This is a genomic window from Corynebacterium sp. 212_CJEI, from assembly GCF_001055915.1.
In the GTDB taxonomy this organism is placed as follows: Bacteria; Actinomycetota; Actinomycetes; order Mycobacteriales; family Mycobacteriaceae; genus Corynebacterium; species Corynebacterium jeikeium_D.
Window position 1 is genome coordinate 40,853 of sequence record NZ_JVPT01000050.1, and the last position, 24,895, is coordinate 65,747.

20 protein-coding genes, 1 tRNA gene and 1 pseudogene are annotated in these 24,895 nt (G+C 59.8%); 11 read left to right on the forward strand and 11 right to left on the reverse strand.

The window, feature by feature from the left end; genetic code table 11:
- Positions 1-1,038, forward strand: coding sequence for a hemolysin family protein (locus ADB02_RS05315; RefSeq protein WP_049170509.1), 1,038 nt, complete (start codon positions 1-3; stop codon positions 1,036-1,038).
- 64 nt (positions 1,039-1,102) lie between these two features.
- On the opposite strand, the gene tpx is transcribed toward ADB02_RS05315, so the two are convergent.
- Complete coding sequence (tpx, locus tag ADB02_RS05320) at positions 1,103-1,600, reverse strand: thiol peroxidase (protein WP_049170506.1); 498 nt, start codon at positions 1,598-1,600, stop codon at positions 1,103-1,105.
- 175 nt (positions 1,601-1,775) lie between these two features.
- Between tpx and ADB02_RS05325 the strand changes: the two genes are divergently transcribed.
- A complete protein-coding gene (locus tag ADB02_RS05325) occupies positions 1,776-2,060 on the forward strand; it encodes an Lrp/AsnC family transcriptional regulator (protein ID WP_005511316.1) in 285 nt (94 codons plus the stop codon).
- Between the two features lie 38 nt (positions 2,061-2,098).
- Here the strand turns inward: ADB02_RS05325 and ADB02_RS05330 are convergent, their stop codons facing one another.
- Complete coding sequence (locus ADB02_RS05330; protein WP_049189919.1) at positions 2,099-3,808, reverse strand: FAD-binding dehydrogenase; 1,710 nt, start codon at positions 3,806-3,808, stop codon at positions 2,099-2,101.
- A gap of 117 nt (positions 3,809-3,925) precedes the next feature.
- On the reverse strand, positions 3,926-5,380 hold the full coding sequence (locus ADB02_RS05335) for a class I SAM-dependent methyltransferase (protein WP_049189920.1): 1,455 nt from the start codon (positions 5,378-5,380) through the stop codon (positions 3,926-3,928).
- A gap of 187 nt (positions 5,381-5,567) precedes the next feature.
- On the opposite strand from ADB02_RS05335, the gene ADB02_RS05340 reads away from it, so the two are divergent.
- Positions 5,568-6,989 carry an NAD(P)/FAD-dependent oxidoreductase gene (locus tag ADB02_RS05340; RefSeq protein WP_016422826.1) on the forward strand — a complete coding sequence of 474 codons (1,422 nt, stop codon included), beginning with the start codon at positions 5,568-5,570 and terminating at the stop codon, positions 6,987-6,989.
- 92 nt (positions 6,990-7,081) lie between these two features.
- Here ADB02_RS05340 and ADB02_RS05345 read toward each other — a convergent pair whose 3' ends face one another.
- Positions 7,082-7,645, reverse strand: a complete 564-nt coding sequence (locus tag ADB02_RS05345; RefSeq protein ID WP_231367197.1) for a PaaI family thioesterase — start codon at positions 7,643-7,645, stop codon at positions 7,082-7,084.
- A gap of 105 nt (positions 7,646-7,750) precedes the next feature.
- Here ADB02_RS05345 and gndA point away from each other — a divergent pair, with 105 nt between their 5' ends.
- The 7 genes from gndA (at position 7,751) to ADB02_RS05380 (ending at position 17,488) form a co-directional block, all read left to right on the forward strand.
- Positions 7,751-9,202, forward strand: coding sequence for an NADP-dependent phosphogluconate dehydrogenase (gndA, locus tag ADB02_RS05350; protein ID WP_049189923.1), 1,452 nt, complete (start codon positions 7,751-7,753; stop codon positions 9,200-9,202).
- Positions 9,203-9,249: 47 nt separating this feature from the next.
- Positions 9,250-10,863 (forward strand): bifunctional hydroxymethylpyrimidine kinase/phosphomethylpyrimidine kinase, encoded by a 1,614-nt coding sequence (locus ADB02_RS05355; protein WP_049189924.1) that lies wholly within the window; start codon positions 9,250-9,252, stop codon positions 10,861-10,863.
- A gap of 80 nt (positions 10,864-10,943) precedes the next feature.
- The gene (locus tag ADB02_RS05360) at positions 10,944-12,278 is read left to right on the forward strand and encodes a DEAD/DEAH box helicase (protein WP_241482410.1); all 1,335 of its coding nucleotides are present in this window, start codon (positions 10,944-10,946) and stop codon (positions 12,276-12,278) included.
- 3 nt (positions 12,279-12,281) lie between these two features.
- On the forward strand, positions 12,282-13,667 hold the full coding sequence (locus ADB02_RS05365; RefSeq protein ID WP_016422831.1) for a hemolysin family protein: 1,386 nt from the start codon (positions 12,282-12,284) through the stop codon (positions 13,665-13,667).
- Complete coding sequence (locus ADB02_RS05370; RefSeq protein WP_049189927.1) at positions 13,664-14,878, forward strand: hemolysin family protein; 1,215 nt, start codon at positions 13,664-13,666, stop codon at positions 14,876-14,878. The genes ADB02_RS05365 and ADB02_RS05370 overlap by 4 nt, the downstream gene beginning before the upstream one ends.
- The gene (locus tag ADB02_RS05375; protein ID WP_049189930.1) at positions 14,875-15,792 is read left to right on the forward strand and encodes a hypothetical protein; all 918 of its coding nucleotides are present in this window, start codon (positions 14,875-14,877) and stop codon (positions 15,790-15,792) included. Before ADB02_RS05370 ends, ADB02_RS05375 begins: the two co-directional genes overlap by 4 nt.
- A gap of 97 nt (positions 15,793-15,889) precedes the next feature.
- Positions 15,890-17,488, forward strand: a complete 1,599-nt coding sequence (locus ADB02_RS05380) for a hypothetical protein (RefSeq protein WP_049189931.1) — start codon at positions 15,890-15,892, stop codon at positions 17,486-17,488.
- 163 nt (positions 17,489-17,651) lie between these two features.
- Here ADB02_RS05380 and ADB02_RS05385 read toward each other — a convergent pair whose 3' ends face one another.
- From ADB02_RS05385 to secA2, 5 genes and pseudogenes are all read right to left on the reverse strand, one after another.
- Complete coding sequence (locus ADB02_RS05385; protein WP_172620271.1) at positions 17,652-18,155, reverse strand: MerR family transcriptional regulator; 504 nt, start codon at positions 18,153-18,155, stop codon at positions 17,652-17,654.
- A gap of 388 nt (positions 18,156-18,543) precedes the next feature.
- Positions 18,544-19,143 carry a bifunctional nuclease family protein gene (locus tag ADB02_RS05390; protein WP_049189932.1) on the reverse strand — a complete coding sequence of 200 codons (600 nt, stop codon included), beginning with the start codon at positions 19,141-19,143 and terminating at the stop codon, positions 18,544-18,546.
- Positions 19,144-19,188: 45 nt separating this feature from the next.
- On the reverse strand, positions 19,189-19,947 hold the full coding sequence (locus ADB02_RS05395) for a MerR family transcriptional regulator (protein WP_016422836.1): 759 nt from the start codon (positions 19,945-19,947) through the stop codon (positions 19,189-19,191).
- A gap of 70 nt (positions 19,948-20,017) precedes the next feature.
- Positions 20,018-20,443 (reverse strand): oxoglutarate dehydrogenase inhibitor Odhl, encoded by a 426-nt coding sequence (gene odhI / locus ADB02_RS05400; protein WP_005511304.1) that lies wholly within the window; start codon positions 20,441-20,443, stop codon positions 20,018-20,020.
- Between the two features lie 238 nt (positions 20,444-20,681).
- Positions 20,682-22,953, reverse strand: a pseudogene (gene secA2 / locus ADB02_RS05405) (accessory Sec system translocase SecA2).
- 189 nt (positions 22,954-23,142) lie between these two features.
- On the opposite strand from secA2, the gene rraA reads away from it, so the two are divergent.
- On the forward strand, positions 23,143-23,616 hold the full coding sequence (rraA, locus tag ADB02_RS05410) for a ribonuclease E activity regulator RraA (protein WP_016422839.1): 474 nt from the start codon (positions 23,143-23,145) through the stop codon (positions 23,614-23,616).
- A 97-nt stretch (positions 23,617-23,713) separates the two neighbouring features.
- On the opposite strand, the gene ADB02_RS05415 is transcribed toward rraA, so the two are convergent.
- Positions 23,714-23,787, reverse strand: a tRNA-Pro gene (locus ADB02_RS05415).
- Positions 23,788-23,873: 86 nt separating this feature from the next.
- Positions 23,874-24,875: a PASTA domain-containing protein gene (locus tag ADB02_RS05420; protein WP_049189935.1), complete on the reverse strand. Its 1,002-nt coding sequence runs from the start codon at positions 24,873-24,875 to the stop codon at positions 23,874-23,876.
- Between the last annotated feature and the right edge of the window lie 20 nt (positions 24,876-24,895).

Genomic DNA, 24,895 nt, shown 5'->3' on the forward strand with positions numbered 1-24,895 from the left:
ATGCCACTACTTACTCTTATTTTGCTGTTGGCCCTCAATGCCTGGTTTGTCGCCGCTGAATTTGCGATGGTCTCGGCTCGCCGCGATCAAATTGAACCGGATGCCGTCAGCGGCTCTACCAGCGCAAAGTACGCGCTGCGCGGTATCGAAAACGTGTCGGTCTCCCTGGCGGCAACACAGCTGGGCATTACCGCCTGTTCCCTGCTCATCGGTGCCGTCGGCGAGCCTGCGATTGCGCACTTCTTCGAGCCCTACATGACAGCGCTGGGACTCCCCGCGGGCACCGCCCACGTGGTTGCGCTGGCGTTGGCGCTGCTGATTGTCACTTTCTTACACATGGTTGTCGGCGAAATGGTGCCGAAGAACATCGCTATTGCGGCTCCCAGCCCGACGGCGAAGTTCGTGGCTATTCCGCTGTATGTGATTGTGCGGGTGCTCAATCCGGTTATCTGGGCGATGAATACGACGGCGAACATCGTGGTTCGCAAGGTTCTTCGCGCCACTCCGAAGGACGAGGTCGATTCCTCCTTCACCGCTAGTCAGGTGCAGGATTTCGTCGCCGAGTCCGGGCGTCAGGGCCTTCTCGACAATGACGAGCTCGCGCTCCTCCACAAAGCTCTCGGCTTCGAGCATCTCACCGCCGCGGATGTCACTATGCAACTCGACACCCTCGTCACCATTGGCTCCGACGCCACCGTCGCCGACATCGAAGAGCTCAGCGCACGCACGCGCTTTTCCCGCTTCCCCATCACCGATGCCGACAGCAGCTTCATCGGCTACCTTCATGTCAAGGATTTGCTCTCGCTTGACGACGGTCACCGCGACCGACCCTTCCCGCGGAATCTGATTCGCACCTTTGCAAGCGTCAGCCCGGATGCCAAGCTCCAGACGGTCATGCGGCTGATGCAGCGCGAGCAGGCTCACTTCGCCTTGGTGACGGAGGAAAATAGTACTTCGGAGAGCTCTGTCAACGGAATCGTTGCGCTGGAGGACGTACTAGAAGAGCTCGTCGGCGAAGTCCGCCAGGCAACAGCCTAGCGAGTGCGCCGACGAGCCCCGTCGATTCCAGCTGGTTACTTGCTGCTGAAAGCTAGTTAGCTAATTACTTCAGTGCAGCCAGTGCGGAGTCGTAGTCCGGCTCCGTGGTGATCTCATCGACCAGCTGGTTGTAAATGACCTTGCCCTCTTCGTCAGTGACGACTACGGCACGAGCAAGCAGGCCAGCGAGCGGGCCATCCTGCTGGACAACACCGAAGGCTTCGCCGAAGCCGTGGCGGAAGTCCGAGGCAACCTCAACGTTGTCCAGGCCTTCTGCAGCGCAGAAGCGGCCGAGAGCGAACGGCAGGTCACGCGAAACATTAACCACGACGGTGTTGTCCAGCCCAGCAGCGTCCTCGTTGAAGTGACGCACCGAAGCTGCACAAACACCGGTGTCTACCGACGGGAAGATGTTGTAGACGACCTTCTTACCAGCGAAGGTCTCGTTGGTGACCTCCCCGAGGTCGCCACCGGTGAGGGTAAACTCCGGAGCCTTGTTGCCCACCTCGGGCAGGTCTCCGGAAAGCTGGACTGGGTTGGACTGAAATGCGGTTTGTGTCATAGCGCCCTTTTTACCGCCTTTCGTCCGGATCCTCCAGGCTGTTTTCTGGAAATCAGTAGAATCGTGACAGAAATGAAATTCCGGGCCGCAGTATCTTGAGCAATCTTGCGTACCTTGCGGTCCGGGCCACGCTATTCAAGCGGGCCCCACGTTTAAACTCCGAGGAAAGGCAGCCATGAGTTTGATTACCGCAATTGTGTCCATCGATGTCGAAGCTGACAAGATTCCGGAGGCCGCCGAGACCATCGTCGAGATCGACGGCGTGACTGAGGTCTACTCCGTTACTGGTGACTGGGACTTGGTCGTCGTGGTGCGCGCAACTAATCACGATGATTTGGCGGAAATCATTCCAAATCTCATCAGCAAGGTCGACGGTGTTATTCGCACCCAGACTCAGCTGGCTTTCCGCACCTACTCTCAGCACGACCTGGAAAGTGCATTCTCCATCGGGCTGGAGTAGGCGCGGTTTCTTCCACCGAGCCGTGCGGTATGCGGGAGCTACTTAACCACTTCCGCCATCGCGCGGCCTGCCTGGCGGCCACTGAAAATACAGCCGCCCAGGAATGTACCTTCCAGCGCGTTGTTGCCGTGGACGCCGCCGCCACCGAAGCCAGAGGCCTCGCCTGCGGCGTAGAGCCCCTCGAAGGGTGTTCCGTCCGGGTGCAAGCACTGGCCGTCGAGGGTGGTCTCGATGCCACCGAGCGTCTTGCGGGTCAGCATGCGCAGACGAATAGCAATCAGTGGGCCGTTCTTCGGATCCAAAATCGGTGATGGCGGCACGGAGCGGATGATCTTGTCCCCGAGGAAGTTCCGGGCCACGTTGACGTAATTGACCTGGTAGTCCTTAGAGAAGGGATTACCGGTCTGCATGTCGCGCTGACGAATCTGTTCCTCGAGCTTCTCCAGGTCAATCTTCGGCGCTGCGGCTCCGGACTCCCCGCCCGAGCTCGCCTCCACAATCTCGTTCATCCCCTCGACCAGCTTTGGCAGGTCGTCGGCAACCACCCAGTCTTCGCCGTTATCCATGAATGCCTGAATCGGTGCGGCAACACCAGAGGTCACCTTGCCAATCAGCTTCTTGATCTCCTTGTCGGTCAGATCCGGATTCTGTTCTGAGCCAGAGAAAATGAACTCCTTGGCCACGATGTTCTTATTCAGCACAAACCAGGAGTAAGAGTGTCCGGTAGCCAGAATGTGCTTCATCGTGCCGACAGTATCTGCACCCGGAATATATGGCGCTGGCAGGCGATTTCCTTCTGCGTCAAACCACATGGCCGACGGCCCCGGGATGATACGGATACCGTGATTCGGCCACACGGGATTCCAGTTCTTCATGCCCTCGGTGTAATGCCACATGCGGTCACGGTTGACGAGGTTTGCGCCGGCCTGCTCTGCAATCTCGATACCACGGCCGTCAACATGCTCTGGCACACCGCAGACCATGTCCTTCGGCATCTCGCCCAGGCGCTCGGTCGGCCAGCACTTACGCACGGCTTCCAGGTTGCCGCCAACACCGCCCGTCGCAATGCACACGGCCGACCCGAGGATCTCAAAGTCCTCCCCTGTTTCCTCACGTGACGACGCCACTCCTCGCTCTAAAGATTCACAGGGAACCAGAATCTTGCCACGCACGCCGACGGCGCGGCCATCTTCGACAATCACCTCGTCAACGCGGTGGCGATGGCAGTATTCCACCAGCCCCTTCTTCGCAGCTTCAGCGACCGGCTCTGCGAATACGCGGACGATTTCGGGGCCTGTGCCCCAGGTGAGGTGGAATCGGGGTACCGAGTTACCGTGACCGTCGGCACGCCCTTCACCGCGCTCAGCCCACCCGACGACAGGCAGGAACTTCACGCCGAGATTGCGGAGGTAGTCACGCTTCTCCCCTGCCGCGAAGTTCAGGTAGGCCTTGGCCCACTTGCGTCCCCAGTTGTCTTCCTCGCGGTCGAACTGCGCGGAGTTGAACCAGTCAGCTTCAGCGAGCTCGCGGTTGTCCTTGACTCCGAGGCGGCGCTGCTCTGGCGAGTCGACGAGAAAGATTCCTCCCAGCGACCAGAAAGCCTGTCCGCCGAGGTTGTTGGCATTCTCCTGATCGACAAGGATGACCTTCTTGCCGGCCTGCGTGGCCTCATACGTCGCGACCAATCCGGCAAGTCCGGCGCCGACGACAACAATGTCTGCAGTACGTGTGGTGCTCTGTGCGTTCATAGTTTCGTTTTTAGACCCTAAACATCACCTTTGAGGTGGTTTTGCCTAAAAACGTGATTTATTTTTACAGGCATTATTTATCTGGCGAATTTCCAACGCGCCCGGAGCCGCCCACTGCTAGTGAGGCCTGCGTGGCGCATGCACGAGCTCGACCTGTACGAGCGTGACTTTCTCTGCGCGCACGAGCGCTTCAAACAGCGACAGATAGTAATTCCACATCCTCCGGAACACTCTGTCGTAGCCGATACCAGCGGCTTCGCGCGCATGCGCCGCAAAGAAATCTCGCTGGAGCTGCAAGGTCGTCGCGAAGTGCGCCGGAATGTACTCTTCCGCCGCGATGCGCAGGCCGGTTTCCCGGTCCACCATCTTGCGCAGCTCTTCCATGGTGAAAAGCTGCAGCTGCGGCCACACATAAGCGCGTACGAGGTCCAAGCTGCGCTCGGCGAGCGCATCGAATTTGTCCGTCGCTACCACCATTTGGACGACGATGGTGCCGCGGTCGACAAGCAGACGCTCGGCGCTCTTCAGCCAGCGCAGCGCACCTGCACGACCGAAGGTCTCCAGACGCCCGACGTTGATAACCGCCTCGAAGTCGGACTCGAATTCGCGTGGCGACGGAATGTTGCGATCCATCTGGATCACATCGACCGCGCCGCGCAATCCGGCTTTTTCCACCCGTTCCAGCACCGTTTCGGTGTGGTCATCAGAGACGGTAATAACCTCCGCGCCCGCTCCTCTTTCTGCAGCCCGAAGGGAAATTTCTCCGCCTGCCGACGGCCATTCGGCGACACGGTCTCCGGCCCGGACTCGAGCAAGATCGAGGATGTGCTCAATATTGCGCACCTGGGCATGCAGAAAATCGGCACGCGCGACGGATTTCGGGGCATCGACATAAGTCACGTCAACTGACCAGTGCGAGGGAACCCCACCCTTGCCAGCACCACGGGCATAGTTTTGAATCTGTTCCCGCGACGAGGTTCGCACTCCGGAGGCGAACAGGCCGGAACCGCCCATCAGCAATTCGCCGGAATAGAGCTCGAGCAATGAGGTCGGCAACTCTCCCGCCATATCTGGCCCATCGAGACGCGGACGTGAACGCGCGACTTTCATCAGACCACGTGCCAGCGGCCCCAACGAAGCAATATCAAGCTCGGCGCTGAGCAGTCGGCTGAGAAGCTCTGGCAAATCATCACTGGACCATTCGCCCGCGAGATAGGCCTCCCCCAATCCGAGCCATTCTGAATCAGCTAGTCGAGAATAGAAAACAGGATCAATGACGCTGAAAACGACTGGACAAAACGATTCAGAACTAGTGGGAGATTCACTGCCGCCGCTAGAGCTGGCACCACCGACTCCGTCGATAGCCAAATCGGCGTCACCCGTCGACCGAGTAATGAAAGACTCCCCGACAAACTCACCGGATTCAACCAGTTCAATGCCGTTATCCTGGCAGAGTCGCTCAAAAGAGCGTTCCATCATTTCGGCACGTTTCGCTAGAAAACGCCCCTCTGGAATACGCGCAACCCGAGGCCATCGCTCTGCGTCAATTGCCTGCCGGCTTGCCGAATTCACCCTGCCCGAACCTCCTAACAATCGCGCCGCATAAAGGTACGAATAACGAACTGAGTTTGCTCTCGCAGCCTACCGCGCAGGGACCCAGAATAGGCGGTGGCGCACCGAGAGGATTACTATTGTGGCTTGCCGGCTAAAAGCCGAATCTAAAACTTCGAGAACTTTCAAGTCTGTGAGGAGAAAATACATGACCGAGACTCCGTACCGCCCGCACTCCGGACGCCCGCACGTGGTCGTCATCGGTTCGGGTTTCGGTGGCTTGTTCGCGGCGAAGAAGTTGCAGGGCGCCGAGGTCGACGTCACTCTCATCGACCGCACTAACCACCACCTGTTCCAGCCACTGCTCTACCAGGTAGCAACGGGCATCCTGTCCTCGGGCGAAATCGCTCCGTCCACTCGTACGATCTTCGACGGTGTTCAGAACGTTCGTGTTGTCAAGGGCGATGTCACCGACATCGACGTCGAAAAGCAGGTTGTGACTTCGGAACTGGGTCACCAGACTTCCAAGTGGGAATACGATCACCTCCTGGTTGCCGCTGGCGCTGGCCAGTCCTACTTCGGCAATGATCACTTTGCCGAGTTTGCTCCGGGCATGAAGAACATCGACGACGCACTCGAAATCCGTGCCCGCATCATCGGCGCGTTTGAGCGCGCCGAGCTGACCAACGATCCGGCTGAGCGCGAGCGCCTGCTGACCTTCGTTGTTGTCGGCGCTGGTCCGACCGGTGTTGAGCTTGCTGGCCAGCTGGCCGAGCTGGCTAACCGCACCCTCGCATCGTCCTACCGCAGCTACAACCCGCACGCTGCACGCGTCGTCCTGCTCGACGGCGCACCGCAGGTTCTGCCGCCGTTTGGCAAGCGTCTGGGCCGCAAGGCTCAGAAGTCCCTGGAGAAGATGGGCGTCATCGTCAAGCTGGGCGCGATGGTGACTGACGTCAATGAAGAGGGAGTCACCTACAAGAACATGAAGGATGGAACCGAGGAGTTCATCCCGTCGTTCTGCAAGATTTGGTCCGCCGGCGTGTCCGCTTCCCCGCTGGGCAAGATGATTGCCGAGCAGACTGGCGCCGAGACCGACCGCGCTGGCCGTGTCGTTGTCAACGAGGACATGACAGCTGGTGACTACAAGAACGTCTACGTCGTGGGCGACATGTCCAACCGCGAGAACCTGCCGGGTGTTGCTCAGGTTGCTATTCAGGGTGGCGAGTACGTCGCCGCCAACATTGCAGCTGAGGCCGACGGCCGCGATGTCGCAGAGCGTCAGCCGTTCGAGTACTTCGATAAGGGCTCCATGGCAACCGTCTCCCGCTTCTCCGCAGTGGTGAAGATGGGCAAGGTTGAGGTCACCGGCTTCATCGGCTGGATTCTGTGGCTGGCCGTCCACCTGATGTTCCTGGTGGGCTTCCGCAACCGCCTCGTCTCCTGCGTCAGCTGGGGCCTGAACGTCCTGGACCGCAACCGTTGGCAGATGGTTTCCACCCGCCAGCAGATGTACGCACGCAACGCCATCGACCGCCTGGCCGAGTTCAACAAGGACAAGGCTGAGCAGGATCTGCCGCTGGAGGTTCGCGACACTCGCCGCGAGCACCGCGCAAAAAGGAACAAGTAGTTAACTTGCAGGTGGCCAGATTAGAAAACAGCTAATCACGACAAGCCACCTGCGAGCTTCCTACCAGGCCCGTTACCACCTATAACGATTTGCTACAGCGGCTTGTCGAGTACCGCAATTCGTAGGTTGGTGCGGGCCAGCAGTTTTTCATCTGCCTTGCGGGTGTGCTCAATACGCCACAGTTGCATGGTGCGCCCCAGGTACTCTGGCTCCGCCGTGGTAACGATTACCTCGCCAGCTCGGGCGGAGCGGTAAAAATCGGTGTTGTTGTTCACACCGACGACCGGCTTCTTCGCACCGCAGGCAACGAAACCAGCAATAGAGCCAGCAGTCTCACCTAGCGAGCAATAAACACCGCCATTGGCTAGGCCCCACGGTTGCAGGTGGTCGGGCCCGACCTCGAGCTCCATCTGAATTCGCTCCGGCCCGACATGGACAAACTTCGTGCCCAGCAAGGTATCTAGACCGCCGATTCCGTTATCGCCCAAGGTGCTGTTAAAAACAGCCAGCTCCTCATCGCTCAGCGCTTCCTGGCTCGCCTTCGTCGCCAGTGTCATATAATCGCGCAGCGCCTTCCTCTTCGCCTGCTCGGCGGAAGAAGCTGCAGAGTTCGAGTCCTGTGAACTGCCATTATTCGCAATAGTCTCGTCAGTCATGCCAAACATTGTGCCAGCGCACGCCATCACTCGTGGCAGTTTCAACGTTAAAAGCAGTAACAATTTCTGAGTCCCAGATACAACGAACCCCGGCCAGGCTTTAAGATGGTGGGCATGACCGATAACAATGAACTCGCACAAATTGGTGTCGTCGGGCTCGCCGTCATGGGCTCGAATATCGCACGCAACTTCGCCCACAAGGGACACACCGTTGCCGTGTACAACCGCAGCCCGGAGAAAACTCGCACCCTCATCGCTGAACACGGTGATGAAGGCTCATTCATCCCGTCCGAGACCATTGAAGAGTTCGTCGCTTCGCTGGAGCGCCCGCGTCGCGCTCTGATCATGGTTCAGGCAGGTGCCGCTACTGATGCGGTCATCGATCAGCTTGCCGACGTGATGGAGCCCGGCGACATCATCATTGATGGCGGTAACTCTCTTTACACGGACACCATCCGTCGCGAGAAGGCTATTCGCGCCCGTGGCCTGCACTACGTTGGCACTGGTATTTCCGGTGGTGAAGAAGGTGCTCTGACTGGCCCATCCATTATGCCGGGTGGAACGAAAGAGTCCTACGAGTCCCTCGGCCCGCTGCTGGAGTCCATCTCCGCTCACGTTGATGGCGTTCCGTGCTGTACTCACATTTCCTCCGATGGCGCTGGCCACTTTGTAAAGATGGTCCACAACGGCATCGAGTACGCGGATATGCAGGTCATTGGCGAGGCCTACCACCTGCTGCGTGAGGCCGCTGGCCTCACCCCTGCCGAGATTGCAGATATCTTCCGCGAGTGGAATAAGGGCGACCTGGATTCCTACCTGGTCGAGATTACCGCTGAGGTTCTCTCTCAGGTCGATGAGAAGACAGGCAAGCCGCTGGTGGATGTCATCGTTGATGCTGCTGGTCAGAAGGGTACCGGCCGTTGGACGGTCAAGGCCGCTTTGGACTTGGGCATTCCAGTAACTGGTATTGGCGAGGCCGTGTTCGCTCGCGCCCTGTCGTCTTCCCTTGCTCAGCGTGAGGCTGCGCGCAACTTGCCGTCGGGAAGCCTGGCTAAGGCACCGGAAGATCGCGATGCTTTTGTGGAGCGCGTCCGTAAGGCGCTCTACGCTTCCAAGATCATTGCCTACTCGCAGGGCTTCGATGAGATTAACGCTGGTGCCAAGGAGTACGGCTGGGAGATTGACCGCGGTGCGCTGGCGACCATCTGGCGTGGTGGCTGCATCATCCGCGCACAGTTCCTGAACCGCATCAAGGAAGCGTACGACCGCAATCCGGAGCTGCCGGCGCTGGTACTCGACGAGTACTTCCGTGACCAGGTCACCGAGTGCCTCGACGCGTGGCGCGACGTTGTCGTCACTGCCGCACAGATGGGTATCCCGGCTCCGGTGTTCTCCTCTTCGCTGGCGTACTACGACGGCCTGCGTGCGGAGCGCCTGCCGGCAGCGCTGGTTCAGGGGCAGCGTGACTACTTCGGTGCGCACACTTACCAGCGTGTTGACCGCGAGGGGGCCTTCCACACCCTCTGGTCTGGCGACCGCTCCGAGATTGAAGCGTAGTCTTGAAGTCTGTCGCTTCACGCTCTTGAAGTTTAAAGGGGTCTGAGATGCCATTTCCCAAGAAGGCAAAGCCTGATCTTGTGCCACGAGTTCTTTCCATCGCCGGCACAGACCCAACAGGTGGTGCTGGGCTCCATGCCGATTTAAAATCAATCGCCGCCGCCGGTGGTTATGGCATGGGCGTGGTCACCGCTTTGGTATCTCAGAACACCGTGGGCGTTCGTGCCGTCCACACCCCACCTGTTGACTTCCTCGTCGAGCAGCTGGCTGCTGTGACTGAGGATGTCACCATCGACGCGGTGAAGATTGGCATGTTGGGTTCACGCGAACTCACGCAGGCCGTCACCAACTGGGTTCGGGAGACCAAGCCAGCCGTGGTTGTTCTCGATCCGGTTATGGTCGCCACCTCTGGCGACCGTCTGCTTGACGAAGATGCCATGGACGCAATGCGCGACTTGGTCGCGGAAGCCACCGTCATCACGCCGAATGTTCCCGAACTGGCATTGCTTGCCGACGCCCCGGAGGCCAGCGACTTCACTGAGCTGATTGAGCAGGCACTGGAGTTCGCGAGCAAAAACGATGTCATCGTGATTGCAAAGACTGGTCACTTAAGTGATGAGGAAGCCGGCAATGCCGTGGCCTTCCCCGATGGCCAGGTTTTCTTCAGCTCTTCTCCCCGCATTCACACTGAGAACACCCATGGCACGGGTTGTTCGCTGTCCGCAGCTCTTGCCACACGGATTGGTGGGGGCTCTGCGATTAATGATGCCCTGCGCTGGACTACACGCTGGCTCAGCGAGTCCATTCGTTTCGCGGATAACCTCAACGTCGGCCAGGGGCACGGCCCCATTGACCACGGCCACAGGGCTCGCCGCCTGGAAAAGGTCGCGCTTCGCCGAATGCAACCAGTGCATCTGAACTCCAGTTTTTACCCGGAGGCCATCGAAGGCACTGACACTGAGCAGCCGCCGAAGGAGCTGGAATCTTTCTTCGGCCACTCACTCCAGATTGCGCCGGCGGGCCCCTTTACTTCCCAGCTGTGGCAGGACATCGAGGACATCGTTGCCGAGATTGGCGGAACGTTCAGCGTCCCCACGATGCTCCGCGGCGACCTTTCCTCGGAAGAAACCAACTTCTTCGTAGCGCAAGAGGCCTGGTACTTGCACCAGGTTTTCCCAGTCCTGTCGCATCTGGCAACCAAAGCACCCTGCGCTAAGGAACAGGTTCTGTGGTCGTCACTCGCACAGGAAGCCCTGGTACGTGCGTTGGAATTGAGCAATAACGCGCTGGAAGAGACTTCTTCGGCGCTCGAGGACATCGAGCCGACAACCATCACACAGCTTTTGCTGGATGTGCATTCTTCCTGTAGCGCTTTCAATCCATATCGGGTCGCCGTAACCAGTATCGTCGCCGAAATGTGGATTGCAACCGAATTGACTCTGCAAGGAAAATCGCTGGTTGATGGGGATTCCGCGATCGCGAACTGGGTGGAGGTGTATTCCGACCCCGAGTATGTTGACAGTGTTCAGCAGGCTCTCGAGGTTCTTGAAGAGAATATGTCCACGGCCAGCGATGCGGAGCTCAAATCTATCCGCAACATCTTCCGTCGAGCCGCTGTGCTTGAGCGCGAGGCCTATGCGCAACCGGGTCGCGGTTGGTAAATCTCATGGGCTGGTAGTTTTCCAGTTCACCGGACGTGCCTATTGCATGGCAGTCCGTGGATAGCGGTATTCTAACAAGCATGCCCCCTCCTGCTGAGTCCAGTGATTTCAGACAGTTGGGCACGCCGGAAGCAATTGTGAGTATTCTGCGTGCCCAGCACATAACTTCGCCCACCGCCGTGCAGGTGGCGACTTTGCCAGATGCTTTCGCTGGCAAGGACGTTCTTGCACAGGCACCCACAGGCTCGGGCAAAACGCTCGCATTCGGCATTCCGCTGGTCGCGTTACTCAATAACGCCTCTCCAGCGCTTCCCGGCTACCCGCGCGCGCTCATTATTTCGCCAACGCGCGAACTCGCAGATCAGATTGCTGATGTCCTCGCTGACATCGGTGCCGCTGCAGGTCTGCGTGTCTTGAGCTTGGTCGGCGGTGATTCCGTGGCCAAGCAGCAGACTCTGCTCGCGGCACCAGTCGATATCGCTGTGGTCACACCGGGTCGCGCACACGATTTGCGCCGCCGCGGTCTACTCAGCCTTGAGCACGTCCTCGCTGTCGTCGTCGACGAAGCGGACATGCTCGCTGACATGGGCTTTCTGCCCGATGTTCTGGGCCTGGTCCGTGCGTGCCCGAAGTCGGCACAACGCATGGTCTTTTCCGCCACGATTAACGACGACGCCGCGGGGCTTATCCGCGATCGTCGCGCAAGTAGCACTGAAGTTGCGAAGCACAAGGTCACTGCCTCCCGGTTGACCATGCGCAATATGCGGCATCTGTTACTTCGGGTGGAGGACAACAACGAAGCCGACGAAGTGGTCGCCTGGATTGCCTCCCGCAAGGATCAGTGCGTCATCTTCGCCAACTCTAAGGCGCGTGTCGTGCAGCTGGCTAAGTTTCTACAGTTCTATGACATCAAGTTAGGCTTCCTCCACGGCGATCGCGGCCAGGCAACTCGCCGCGCAGTCCTCAAGGCCTTTGCCGACGGTGAAATCAACGTCCTCGTCACCACGGATGTGGCCGCTCGTGGCATTGATATCGATGCTCTTGACTTGGTTGTGCACGCGGATCCGCCAAGGGATTCCGCGACGTATATTCACCGCTCGGGTCGGACGGCTCGTGCAGGTGCTTCCGGCACGGTAGCGATGATTGTGCGTGACCGCCAGGTTGATCAGGCCCGCGAACTGCTGTCAGGGGCCGGCGTTGAAGCTGAAGAGCTGCGTGCCGCTCCGGGACTGCCGCGATTTGTCAAGGAACTGGGCGCACGACGTCCGCGCCGGGCTCGTCAAGATCAGAGCCAATCGGCAGGCGGTGCTAGTGGTGCCGGTTACCGCGGGCGCGGCGGTCCGTCGGCAAGCGGAAAGAATCGTGCTGGCGGTCGCGTACACCGCCCCAAGCGAGGGAAAAAGAAGAAGAGATAATCAGTGGATATTGTTCTCAATATTGTCGCGGTTGTCGGATTTATCGCGCTAACCGCTGGCACCGGCCTCTTTGTGGCGTTTGAATTCGCGCTGACGGGACTGGAGCGGTCTACGATTGACGCCGACCGCGCCCGTTCAGCGGATGCGCCTGCTGAGGCCGTTCACAAGGCGCATAATCGACTGTCCTTCCACCTCTCCGGTGCACAGCTGGGCATTACGTTGACCACGCTGGCAACTGGTTTCCTCGCGGAACCGGTGCTGGCGCAGTACTTCACGCCGATGTTGCATTGGATGGGGCTCAGCGAGTCTGCAGCGGGACCGACCGCGCTGATTCTTGCGCTCATTGTGGCCACGATGTTGTCGATGGTCTACGGCGAATTGGTGCCAAAGAATGTCGCGATTACAGAGCCGCTGGCAGTAGCGCGAGTTACGGCTCGTCCGGTGATGGCGTTTAACTGGGTGTTCCACTACTTCATCCATTCGCTGAATGCCACGGCGAACTGGCTGGTGCGCAAGCTCGGTATTGAACCGGCGGATGAGCTGGCTTCGGCGCGTTCCCCGCAGGAGCTGGAAGCACTGGTGCGCAATTCTGCGGAGCAGGGTGCATTGGATGAGTCGAAGGCCGCTGTACTCGAGTCGTCGTTACGCTTTGGCGAAACGACGGCGGAGGATCTAATGACGCCGCGGTCGACGATCACCTCCCTCGATGTCGATGACACGGCGCTGGATCTGCTGGCTGTCGCTATCGAATCGGGGCATTCCCGCTTCCCCATTACTGACGGGGACCTCGATGCCACTGTCGGTGTTGTCCACGTCAAGGACGCATTTGCGGTGCCTGCGGCGAAGCGCTCAACCACCACCATGCGGGAGATTGCACGGCCTGTGCCGACGCTGCCGCAGTCGCTGGACGGCGATGCCGTACTGGAGGCCGTGCGTTCGGCCGGTTCGCAGATTGCGCTGGTCGCGGACGAGTACGGCGGTATCGCCGGCATTGTCACCATCGAGGATGTCGTCGAGGAAATTCTTGGCGAGGTCTGGGATGAGTACGACGACAAGGAGTCCGAGCAGGAAGTCAAACGCGCGATCGAAGGGTGGAACTGCTCTGGCCTGGTGCGTACCGACGAGCTGCCGACCAAGGTCGGATACTTCGCCCCAGAAGGTAGCTTCGAAACGCTCGGTGGCTTGATTATGTTTGCGCTCGGTCGCATCCCGGAGGTCGGTGACGTCGTTCTGCTGCCAGAGACCGAACGCGATTTCATGGACGAGTTCGAATCGGGTATCGCCGGACGCTGGTACGCCCGCATTCTGGCGATGGATGACCGCCGCGTGGACCGTGCCATTTTGATTCCTGTGACCAACGAGCGCGCTAAGGAGATGTTCAACCTATGAGTGACTGGTTTGGAATCCTCCTGACTTTCTTCTTGTTGTTGGTCAACGCGTTTTTCGTGGGCGCGGAGTTCTCACTTATTGCTGCGCGCCGTGACCGTTTGGAAGCGCTGCTGGCTCAGGGAAAGAAGCGCGCACGCACAGTTATCAATGCTTCTGAGCACCTGTCGATGATGCTCGCCGCCGCACAGCTGGGCATCACCATTGCCTCGCTACTGCTGGGTAAGGTCTCTGAACCGGCGCTGGCACATCTGCTGGAAGCTCCTTTCCACGCCATGGGTATTCCGGAGTCGCTGCTGCACCCGCTGAGCTTTGCCATCGCATTGATGCTGGTGTCAGTGCTGCACATCATGCTCGGTGAGATGGTGCCGAAGAATATCGCGCTGGCAGGACCGGAAACGATGGCCATGCTGCTTATTCCTGTTCACATGGTCTTCTACCGCTTGACCAAGCCGCTGTTGCTGCTGTTTAACTGGATGGCTCGCCATACGCTTAAGCTGTTCGGCATTGAGCAGCGCGATGAGCTCGACACCACTGTCGATTCCACTGAGTTGGCATCGATGATTGCGGAGTCTCGTCAAGAGGGGCTCCTTGACAGTGAGGAGCACGTCCGCCTTCGTCGCACGCTGGCTTCGGCCACGCGCACCATTGAGGAGGTGCTGATTCCGCATGAGCAGATTCGGTGCCTCCCCACCGCACCGACTGTGGGCGATCTAGAGACGGCGGTCACCGAAACTGGTTTCTCCCGGTTCCCCGTCGCTGCGGCCAACAATGAGCCCAACGAGTACCGCGGCTATGTTCACGTGAAAGATGTCCTCGACCGCGTCATGGATCCTGCCTCCGGCCCAGAGACAGCCATCCCCGATGACGAGATTCGCCCGATGATCGAGATTCCGATCGATGCCACGCTGGATGAGGGATTGCGCATCATGCGCCGCTACAGCGCCCACATGGCAGTGGCTGTACGCGCTCGCATGCCAAAGCCGCACCTGCGCGCAAACGCCCCGGCAAGCATCGCTCCGAAGACCGGTGCTTTCTCCGGCGCGGAGCAGATCGGCATCGTGGCTCTGGAGGACCTCATTGAGGAGCAGGTCGGTGTCGTGCGCGACTGGACCCACGAGGTCTCCCCGCGTCGCAGCGGTGCGCCAAAGCAGCACTCGACCGTGAACCAGCCCCGGACCCGACCGAGCACCACGCAGGGACGACAGCAGTGACACCTACGCCCGATTCGTCTTTCGATTGGCGTGAAGCCAAAGCAAGGCATATCGCCCGCGTCGATGTCCTGACCCGCGACCACCTGTCCCGTCGCAGTCGCGGCCAGCGCCACCCGGTCTGGGACTTCATCTTCGAGTACTACCCCGTTAAACCCGGCCAACTCCGCCGCTGGTCACCGGGCATCGGCGTAGATCTTCCCGGTGCGACGGCCAAGGACATCAGTCACCTGAAGTTCTTTACCCTCGACACGGGCAGCGCTACCGACAGTCCCTCCAGCAAGGACCCCACCGATACCGCCTCGGGGACGGCGCGCATGGATGTTTCGGCGTACGTCGATAAGCGAGGTACGACGGTGGCGTACATCGGCAATCTGTTGCGTTCGACGCGCGCGAATCCGGCGCACTTTGACTGCTTTGGCCTGCATGAATGGGCGATGGTGTATCGCCAGCCCGAGCATCGTCACCCGGAGCCCCTGCGGCTGGGTCAGGCAGGCACGGACGAGGTCGTCGAGGCCCACACGGTTCGGTGTACGCACTTCGATGCCTTCCGTTTCTTCACGCCCGACGCCGTGCCGCTCAACGAGTTTGCCCCGACGCGCGAGACGCAGCCGCACTGTGAGCAGATGGGTTGTCTGCACGCCAACATGGACTTGTATAAATGGGCGACCAAGCTCGGCGAGGCGGTCCCCGGCGACCTGTGGCTGGATACTTTCGAGCTCGCGTGCAGTGCCCGTGAGTTGGATATGCGCGCCGCTCCCTACGATCTGAGGGATTGGGGTTTTGCGCCTATTCGCATCGAAACGCCCGAAGGCAAGGCCGAGTACGTCCGCCGCCAGCGTGAGCTCAGCGCGCGTGCCGATGTTCTGCGCGGCCGTCTTCTCGAAGTGGTAGATGTCGCCTTGTCCACGCAGTAAAGTTGGCAGGAGTTACGTGCGCGTTTGTGCTTTACGACGAGGTCTGCTGCGAGTCGACAGTGCCGAGCACACTCAGCATAGAAAGGGCTAGAACGACATGGGACGACACGCCTCGGGTGAGAACAACTATCGAGTGGCTAAGGGGCCTTTTATCGCCGTCTTGGTCGTAATTGTTCTGGTGGCTGCGGTTTTTGCCTGGGTTAATCTGCGCAAGAGCAACGATTCGTCGATTGATGCTGACCGTGCACGGTGTACGAAGGGTGACCTGACGCTGGTGGTGACCGCTGATCCTGCTGCGGTGGGCTCGGCACAGAAACTTGTGCAGGACTATGGCGAGTCGAATCCCGTGGTGAGGGACTTCTGTGTGCGGCCACAGATTACGGTGGCGGGCTCGCAGGAGGTTGTGAACGCCCTGTCTGAGGCTGGCGGTGCTGAAGCTGGTGAGGGAGCTCCGGAGGACCCCGCTGCGGATGAAGCCGGTACCGGAATTATGACTCCAGGCGTCTGGATTCCCGCCGATATCTCTTTTGTGGACCAGGCGAAGAACTCAGACAAGGTCAAGGTCAACAACCCCAAGACGTGGTTGCCGCCGATTGCCAGCGGCGTGGCCTTCACAACCAATCGTACTGACCAGCTGAACAACGCCACCTGGGAAGAGCTTGCAGGATTGCGCGTGGCCGCCCCAGGTGGCTCCGATGCGGCACTGTCGGCCGTGATTAGTGCTCGACTTGGCGGTGGCCCGGATGTCGCTCGCGAACGCGCGGGCTTGGGTGAGGTCTACACCTCCAATACCCTGCTGACCATGCTCAGCCAGAACGTCGCTGACTTCGACGGCGTGGCCGCGACCCAGCCCATGCTGCAGATGGCCGGCGAAGGGCTGAAGCTGGTCTCCCCTGCGGATGCACCCCAGTTGCACGCGCCAGTTGTCACCTTTGGCTCCGGCGGCAAGATCGACGAGAACACGGCTCGCGCGGCCGAGGACTTCCGGAACTTCGCAGCAGATCATGGCGCCGACGGCGAAGCTGCTGAGAGCACTTTCAGCCCTGAAGTAGCGGAGAACTTTGGGCTGCTCTCGCAGATTCAGACGGACTCTTTTGCGCTGCCACCAGCATTGGAGCAGCCGGACGCGCAACAGCCCGCAACTGCGGTGGGTTCGGCGCTCCTGCTCGCTGACACCTCCGAGGGCGTCGATGTTGGGGCGCTGTCTGCGGCACTTTCCGGCGCTATCGATGCGGCACCTGCTGGCCGCTACGGCCTGTGGACATTCGCACCCGAGGTGAACCGCCTCGCGGAACTTCCCGCGCCCGACGACGAGGCCAACAACGGCGCGGACGCCGTAAAGGGTTCGCTGGCCGAACTTCCGGCTGGTGGTGGGGCACAGTTCTGGCCAGCGCTTATCGATGCCTACCAGGCCGCCCGCGACACCTACTCCCCTGACAAGCCGAACCGTCTCGTCGTGCTCACCTCGGGTCGCGATGCCTCGGGCGCCGATGCCGCCGAGTCTGTCGAGAGGATCAAGGAACTCATTAGCCCGGACCGCCCGGTAACGATTGAGGTCATCGTGCTTCCCGACGGGGACAGCTCCAGCCCCGAGCTGCAGGAAGTGGCAAATATGACCACTGGCTCTCTGCGCATTGCGGCTGACTACGGCGATGGCCTGGCCTCTCAGTTGGCTGCGGCTATCGGTACGGAGTAAGTAGAAAAAACCGCCTCCATCTGGTCCAACCTCGGGAGAGGTAAGACGGAACCAGTTGTGGAAGGCGGTTTTCGTTTAGTTTGTTTCGGCTATTTGAGCGGCGGCCGTAGCAGCGACGCCGCTGTCCAGCCGTATCGTTGGCGGTTACCGTATCTGTTGGCTGTTAGGAGATGCGACGGCGACGACGCTCAGCCAGCTCGTCGATGCCAGTGCCTGGGTTCTCCTGAGTACCGTCGATACGCTCGGACGGGAAGGAGGCGATGGTGCCAGTCAGTTCCTTCATAATGCCCGGGACAGCAATGCCGAACACTCCCTGGCCACCGTTGAGCAGGTCGATGACCTCTTCATTGGAGCGACACTGGTAGACGGTGCGACCGTCGGAAACCAGAGTGATGGTAGCCAGGTCATCGACGCCGAGGTCGCGCAGGCGGTCGACAGCCAGACGGATGTTCTGCAGGGAAATACCGGTGTCCAGCAGTCCGCGGACAATCTTCAAAACGAGGATGTCACGGAAGGAGTACAGACGCTGGGTACCCGACCCCTTGGCGGTACGGATAGAAGGCTCCACCAGCTTGGTGCGTGCCCAGTAGTCCAGCTGGCGGTAAGAAATGCCCGCTACCTGACATGCGATGGGAACGCGGTAGCCAACCTGCTCGTCCGGTCCCATGTCGAACAGGGATTCCTGAACCGCGCGCGGCTCTTGCGAGTCCGACGCACGGAGCTCATTGTCGCCAAAGAGCGAACCGCTGTTGTCGTCGACCATATAAATTCTCCCGAGGTAGTTTCACTGCCGTTATTTATCTTTCGCCAAGGTTAATCGGCTGTCAATACATCACAGGACGACACGCCGAATCTCTAAACCTAAAGTTAAGGTTTAGAGTTTGGAGTCACAGTTTCCCCAGCTCAAGCACGACCCGGGAGCAAAACCGCAGGACGGGATGAAACTATAACTTACGAAAAGTTACCCCTTTTATGGGGTCATTCAGCGACACGCCGGAGGAAATAAGCGTCACAACTACCTCAAAAGTAACCGGTTATTCACTCCAGTCACACGTTTAACGGTCGCCATCGGAAGCTGAATCGGCGCCACCGTCGGCTTCACCATCAGACTTCTTGTCCTCCGCATCACCATGCGGCTCGGCGAAGTAGTCAGCATCAATGCTGTCGAGGAATTCCGCAAACTCCGACACCGATGCCTCGACGGAGTCGGTCTCCGACTCGTCGGCAAGCGAACCGCCATTGGTTGCGACGAGACGCGCCGCTACCGACGTGGCGTCGAACACATCACGCGCGACATACAGCGGAACCTCAAGCTCGCTAGCGATAAGGATGAGGTCGGAGGGCCGCATATCAATCTCTGCGCCACCTTCGAGCACCAGGCTGGCGATGAAAACGCCCTCGTGCACGCCCGTAATCTGGCCGCGCAGGGCGCTCTGCCCCACCATGTCCAGCGTATCGACGAAGACCTCATGCATGCCTGGGCGACGCTGCGTAGCGCCGGTCTCACGGGCGGAGTACTCCGTCGCCGTCGCCAAATCAATCCAAATCGGGATAATCCGATTGGTCTCTTCGGCATGCAGGAGCAGCACTGGATCGTCCTCAGGAGGATGCGCCATCCAGTCTAGAAACTTGACTTCTACGAGTTTTTCGTCCATAACAGCGATAATTGTAGCGAGCCGCTATTTACGCGGGACTACCGACTACTTCCCCAGGTCCTTGTTGACCTGGCGCTTGACCAAAGTGCCGTGCAGCGTGACCATCAGCGCAGTCATCTCACGGCCCATCTCCACAGCCTTCTGCTTGCCGCTAGCCGCACGCGACTTACTCAGCGGACTAGCAGCGAGCGACACCAAATCTGCCTCACGGGCCGCAGCGGTACGCACAGTTTTGAGGTGGCGGGCATCCAGGCCAAACTCAGCCAGCTTGACCGCCGTCTCAGTGATGAGCAGGTCATCGCCATCGAACATGTTCAGCGTGTCCGGAGTAATCAGGCCGACTCGAACCAGTTCAGTGATGAACTTCTCGCTAGCGCCGGTGCGCTCTGCCAGCTCCGCCTGCGTCAGCGAGACCACTGCGGCTTCGCGGAACTGATCCGCCGTCACCAGCGGAGTGACCGATGCCAGCCCGTCGCCGCCAGCGTTGCCCGCATCAATTTCGTCGAGCTGCTCTTTAATAACCTTCAGCGGCAAGTAGTTATCGCGCTGAACTGTGAGAATGTAGCGCAGGCGGTCAATGTCCGCCTGGCTGTAGCGACGATAACCCGAGGAGCTACGCGACGGGCACAGCAGCCCCTCCGACTCGAGAAAACGAATCTTGGACAGCGTTACATCAGGGAACTCAACCTTGACTTCCTTCAGCACAGCACCGATGGTCTTCTTCTTGCCCACCGAGCGTGCTTGCTTCGCAGTGCTTTCCGACGAAGTCGGCTGCGAAACTGCTGATTTGCGTACTGCTGCCACTGGTCTTTTCCGAGCCTTTACAAAAATAAGGGGTTAATGCCGACAGGCGTCGACATTAACCGATGTCGAATTAGTTACCGATCAGGAAGACGAGGCGGAACTTACCGACCTGAACCTCGTCACCATTAGCCAGAACCGCGGAGTTCTTCGGCTCGCGGTTAACGTAGGTACCGTTCAGCGATCCCACGTCGACGACCTCGTAGGAGTCACCGTTCTTGCGGAACTCTGCGTGACGACGGGAAACAGTCACATCATCGAGGAAGATGTCGCTGTCCGGGTGACGACCAGCGGTGGTGACTGCCTGATCGAGCAGGAAACGCGAACCTGCGTTTGGCCCCCGCTTGACAACCAAGAGTGCCGAGCCCGCCGGAAGTCCTTCAACACCGGAGACCGTGGAGTCCGTGTTAGAGCTGGACTCCATTTCCTTCAGCAAATCTGCACGGAAGACCGAGGTGGTCTCGACCGATGCCTCTGGCTGGCCGCTATTGCTAGTCATATCTTTCCCTCCGGGATAACCTTGGGCGATTTACTCGTTACTTTTTAGATAATAGCGCCCCAACCGCTTTCGTGTTGTTATCTAATCCCAACCATGTTGTGACGCAGCTCACCAGCAGGGTATGTACAACATGATTGATATGCGTAAATACCGACATCTGAGAGCTTTCTCTGTGGGTGTACCTAGGCCGGTCACCTGAGAAATATTTTCAAATTGTTACCAAACCTGTGGTTACGGCTTACCTAAACATCGCTGCAATTGAGCCGACGACCGAGCCGCCACCATTGCTCAATGGGTTGTCGTTGACCATGTACGTCCACGTCGAGCTCGGGCGAGCAAGACCCGTGTCCTCTAGATGTGCGCCTTCGCTGTCGATTTCGACCTCTTGGAAGGTCTGCACCGACTCGGTAACGGCATTGTTCACCAGGCTCTTAAAGGCGCCGATGGCGGCGCGGTGGAACTCATCAATGGGGCTTTCCTTAGCCAGCGCGCGCAGGTGAATCGACTCCCGAAGGTCATCCAGATCCGCCAGGTGGTCTGACCATCCGCGATCCAGGTGGCTCAGCATGATTTCCCGGGCAGCATCCTCGGCGACATCGCGCCCGGCTGCGGCTTCGACTTCCCTCGCCCGCGCCGATGCCAACTTGGACAGTTCTTCCCAGGCAGCATTAGTAGTCAGCAGTTTCTCCCTGCGCTCATCCAGAATCTCGCGCTGGTCACCGATGAGCTTGTTGTACTTCCATGTCGTCGCATGAATCGACAGCATGGTCGCCTCTGTCACTCGCTGTGCGCGGTCGATGAACTGATAGGCCCTCTTATCGCGAACGCGGCCATCGTCCTCGGGAAGCACGCTCAGCGTCTCGCCAGCAGCGCCCTCGGAAATCACCGGATCATCCAGGGAGACAAAGAACACCGACGAGCCCGGATCGCCCTGGCGCCCGGCGCGGCCACGCAGCTGATTGTCCAGTCGGTCAGTGCGGTGCTTCCCCAGGCCAATGACGCATAGTCCACCGCGCTCAACGACCGCATCGCGGTTGGATTCATCTGCCCCGCCGAGACGGATGTCGGTTCCTCGCCCGGCCATCTGAGTGGACACCGTGACACGGCCAATATCGCCAGCATTGGCGATGACCTGGGCCTCCAGCTCGTCATTTTTCGCGTTCAGCACCGAGGATTCGATGCCGCGCAGGACCAGCGCATCGGCTAGTCGTTCCGATTCCGCCACGTCACGGGTGCCTACGAGTATTGGTCGACCAGTGCCGTTGAGTTCCACGACCTCGTCGACAAGCGCGGCGAACGCGTCGTCGGTGGTGGCGTAGATGCGGTCGGGCTCGTCGTCACGAATGCATGGGACGTTGGGTTCGATGACGGAGACGTGAAGTCCGTAGAACTCGCGGAACTGGTCTCCTGCGGAGGTGGCGGTGCCGGTCATGCCGCAGGTGATGTCATAGCGGCCGACGAGTTGCTGGATGGTCATGGAGTCGAGGATGCGACCGCCCTCAGAGACCTGCAGGCCCTCCTTGGCTTCTACCGCCGCCTGTAGACCGTCCGGCCAGCGCTGCAGTTCCGCCACGCGTCCCTTCGAAGCGTCGATGAGCTGGACCTTGCCGTCGCGCACGATGTAGTCGACATCGCGCTGCAGCAGCTCGTGGGCGTGCAGTGCAACGTTGACCTGAACCAGAGTGGTGCCGACGTGCTCGGCGTCGTACAGTGAGCCGATGCCAAGCAGCCGTTCGACGCGTGCGGCGCCGGTATCGGTGAGGAAGACGTTGCGACGACCTTCGTCGACGGTGTAGTCGTCGCCGAGCTGCAGGCGGCGCACCACGTCGGTAATCTGTCCGGTCGGTGCGGTGCCCGGCTCATTGCCGGCGAGCACAAGCGGGACTAGCGCTTCATCCACCAGCACGGAGTCGGCCTCGTCGATGATGGCGACATCAGCGGGCGACTGCACGCGGTCTGCAATGGTCGGCGCGCAACGGTCGCGCAGGACGTCGAAGCCGAGTTCGTTGACGGCGGCGTAGACGATGTCTGCCGCATATGCTTTACGACGCTCCCCCGGACCATCCTGCGGCGAAATAGCCGCCACCGAGAGCCCAAGGAACCCGAACAGCGGTTGCATCCATTGCGCATCGCGGCCTGCGAGGTAGTCGTTGACGGTCACCGAATGCACGCGGTGGCCACGCAGCGCGAACCCGGCTGCAGCCAAGGCGCCGGAAAGAGTCTTACCCTCACCGGTGGCCATCTGGATAACGTCTCCCTCCATGAGCGCCAGTGCGCCTTGCAGCTGCACATCGAAGGGGCGCATGGACAGGGTGCGCTGGGAGACTTCGCGGAGTGCGGCTAAAAGCTCCGGTGCGTCGGTGGCGTGTTGGCGGGCGAAGTCGGCGAGGTCGGCGTCGGAAAGCGCCNGGCTCGAGCTCAGCGGCGCGCGCCACCAGCCCTACGCTGCGTTTTTGGTTGCGCCCTTGCTTGCCGCCAAGAGCCTTCCAAAACCAATTAAACCCAGCCATCTCCTACCCTTCCTGCGCACGTGTGGTTGTCGGCGCGTTCTGACTCACCAGAGTAATCAATCTGGACCGGCCTTCGGAGTGTCAATCGCTGCCAGCGAATTTGCACCATATGTCTTTGGTCACATCTTGAGTTTGAAACAATGGAGTTAACACTTGATGCGAGTAATTTCGGAAGGACTTGAATCCCCTATGGCAATCGAATTCATCCCCACCGCTGACCTGGTTGATGAGATCGGCCCGGACGTGCGTTCCTGCGATACCCAGATGCGCAACCTCGGCGGTCGCGTGGAGTTCTGCGGCAAGATCTCCACGGTCAAGTGCTTCCAGGACAACGCGCTACTGAAGAAGGTCCTCTCCGAGCCGTCTGAGGGCGGCGTGCTTGTCATCGACGGTGATGCTTCGGTCCACACGGCGCTGGTCGGTGACGTTATTGCGGGGCTCGGCAAGGACAATGGCTGGGCTGGTGTGGTCGTCAACGGCGCGATCCGTGACTCCAAGCTGATTGGTGAGATGGACTTCGGCTGCAAGGCGCTTGGCACCAACCCGCGCAAGTCCACCAAGACCGGCGAGGGCGAGCGCGACGTCGTTGTCTCCTTCGGCGGCATTGACTTCGTTCCGGGCGAGACGCTCTACGCTGACTCCGACGGTATTGTCGTGCGCTAGTAGCATCGTGCGCTAGACGGCAAACGAAACCGTAAAGCAATAGCCGCAAAAATAACCGCCGCCTCCCGGAATCTTCCAGAAGACGGCGGTTATTTTGTCGGGCTGACCGGATTTGAACCGACGACCCCCTCACCCCCAGTGAGGTGCGCTACCAAACTGCGCTACAGCCCGCATGCACGAAAGTGCAACGAGCTATAGGTTACATCATTGGTGTTTGCTAGCGGAAATCGCCCCTGGTCCCTGCCCTGCCTGCCGCGTTACTGCAGGTAGATGGTCACAGGCGTGGATGTCTCCGCCATCTGCCCCTCCGGCGGATCGATCGAGGCAACCTTGCCCATAATCGCGGCCACAGAATTGGTCTGGTTGCCCTCTGCGTCGACGACGGTCACGTTCTGGTAGCCGTTGGTACGCAGCTCCACCTCGACCGAGGCCGGGCTCTTGCCGACCACGCCCTGCGGGATGGTACCCCAGCCGCTGCTGCGCTCACCGGGGCCAGGGATAGCTGGCGGCGACTCGCGAAGTTGGTCGAGCTCCTGCTCAAGGCGTTCACGGGTGTCATTAATCGTGCCCGACGGGTCCAAGCGATCGGTAGGGCTTGTCGTGGTTTCTTCCGGCGAGGTTGTCGTTGGCGTCGGGCTTGACGACGTCTCCTGCGTCGGCGCCGCCGTATTGTCATTTTTGTCCTCGGTTCCGGAAGTAAAGGACAAAACCAGGGCTACCAGCGCGACTACGGCCACCATCGCGGCAATGGCCACGATGGCGACAGGCTTACCCCAGCCCTTCTTGGAGTCATCGCCGCCGCTGTTGCCACGGTTATTACCGCGGTTGTTGCCGTTGTGCGGGTCGCCGTAACCGCCTGCGCCACCTGCAGCATACTGTTGGGTTGCACCTGCTTGCTGGCTCGCCTGGCCATAGCCGCGTTCTTCTTCAGAAAGCGGGGCCCAGTACTGGCCGCTACCCTGAGCGCCGCTGCCCTGTGCGCCAGCACCTTGCGCCCCGGCCCCGGCACCTCGCGGGTTATCAAATCGTGTTTCATCGCCACGCTGCAGGAACTGCGTCTCAGAGGAGTCGCCGCCGAAGTATTCGGTCGGCTGCTCACCCGCGAAGTCGGCATCCGGGTTGTATCCGCGGTATCCCTCGTCCCGCGGAATGTAGCGAGTCGCGGAGTCATCGCCGTATGAGCTTGAGGAATCGCGTCCGTAGCTGTTGTCTCGGCCATCGTGCTGAGAGCCGTCACGGTTATTGCCGCGCCTGACCATTGTCAGTTCTCCTTATCGCT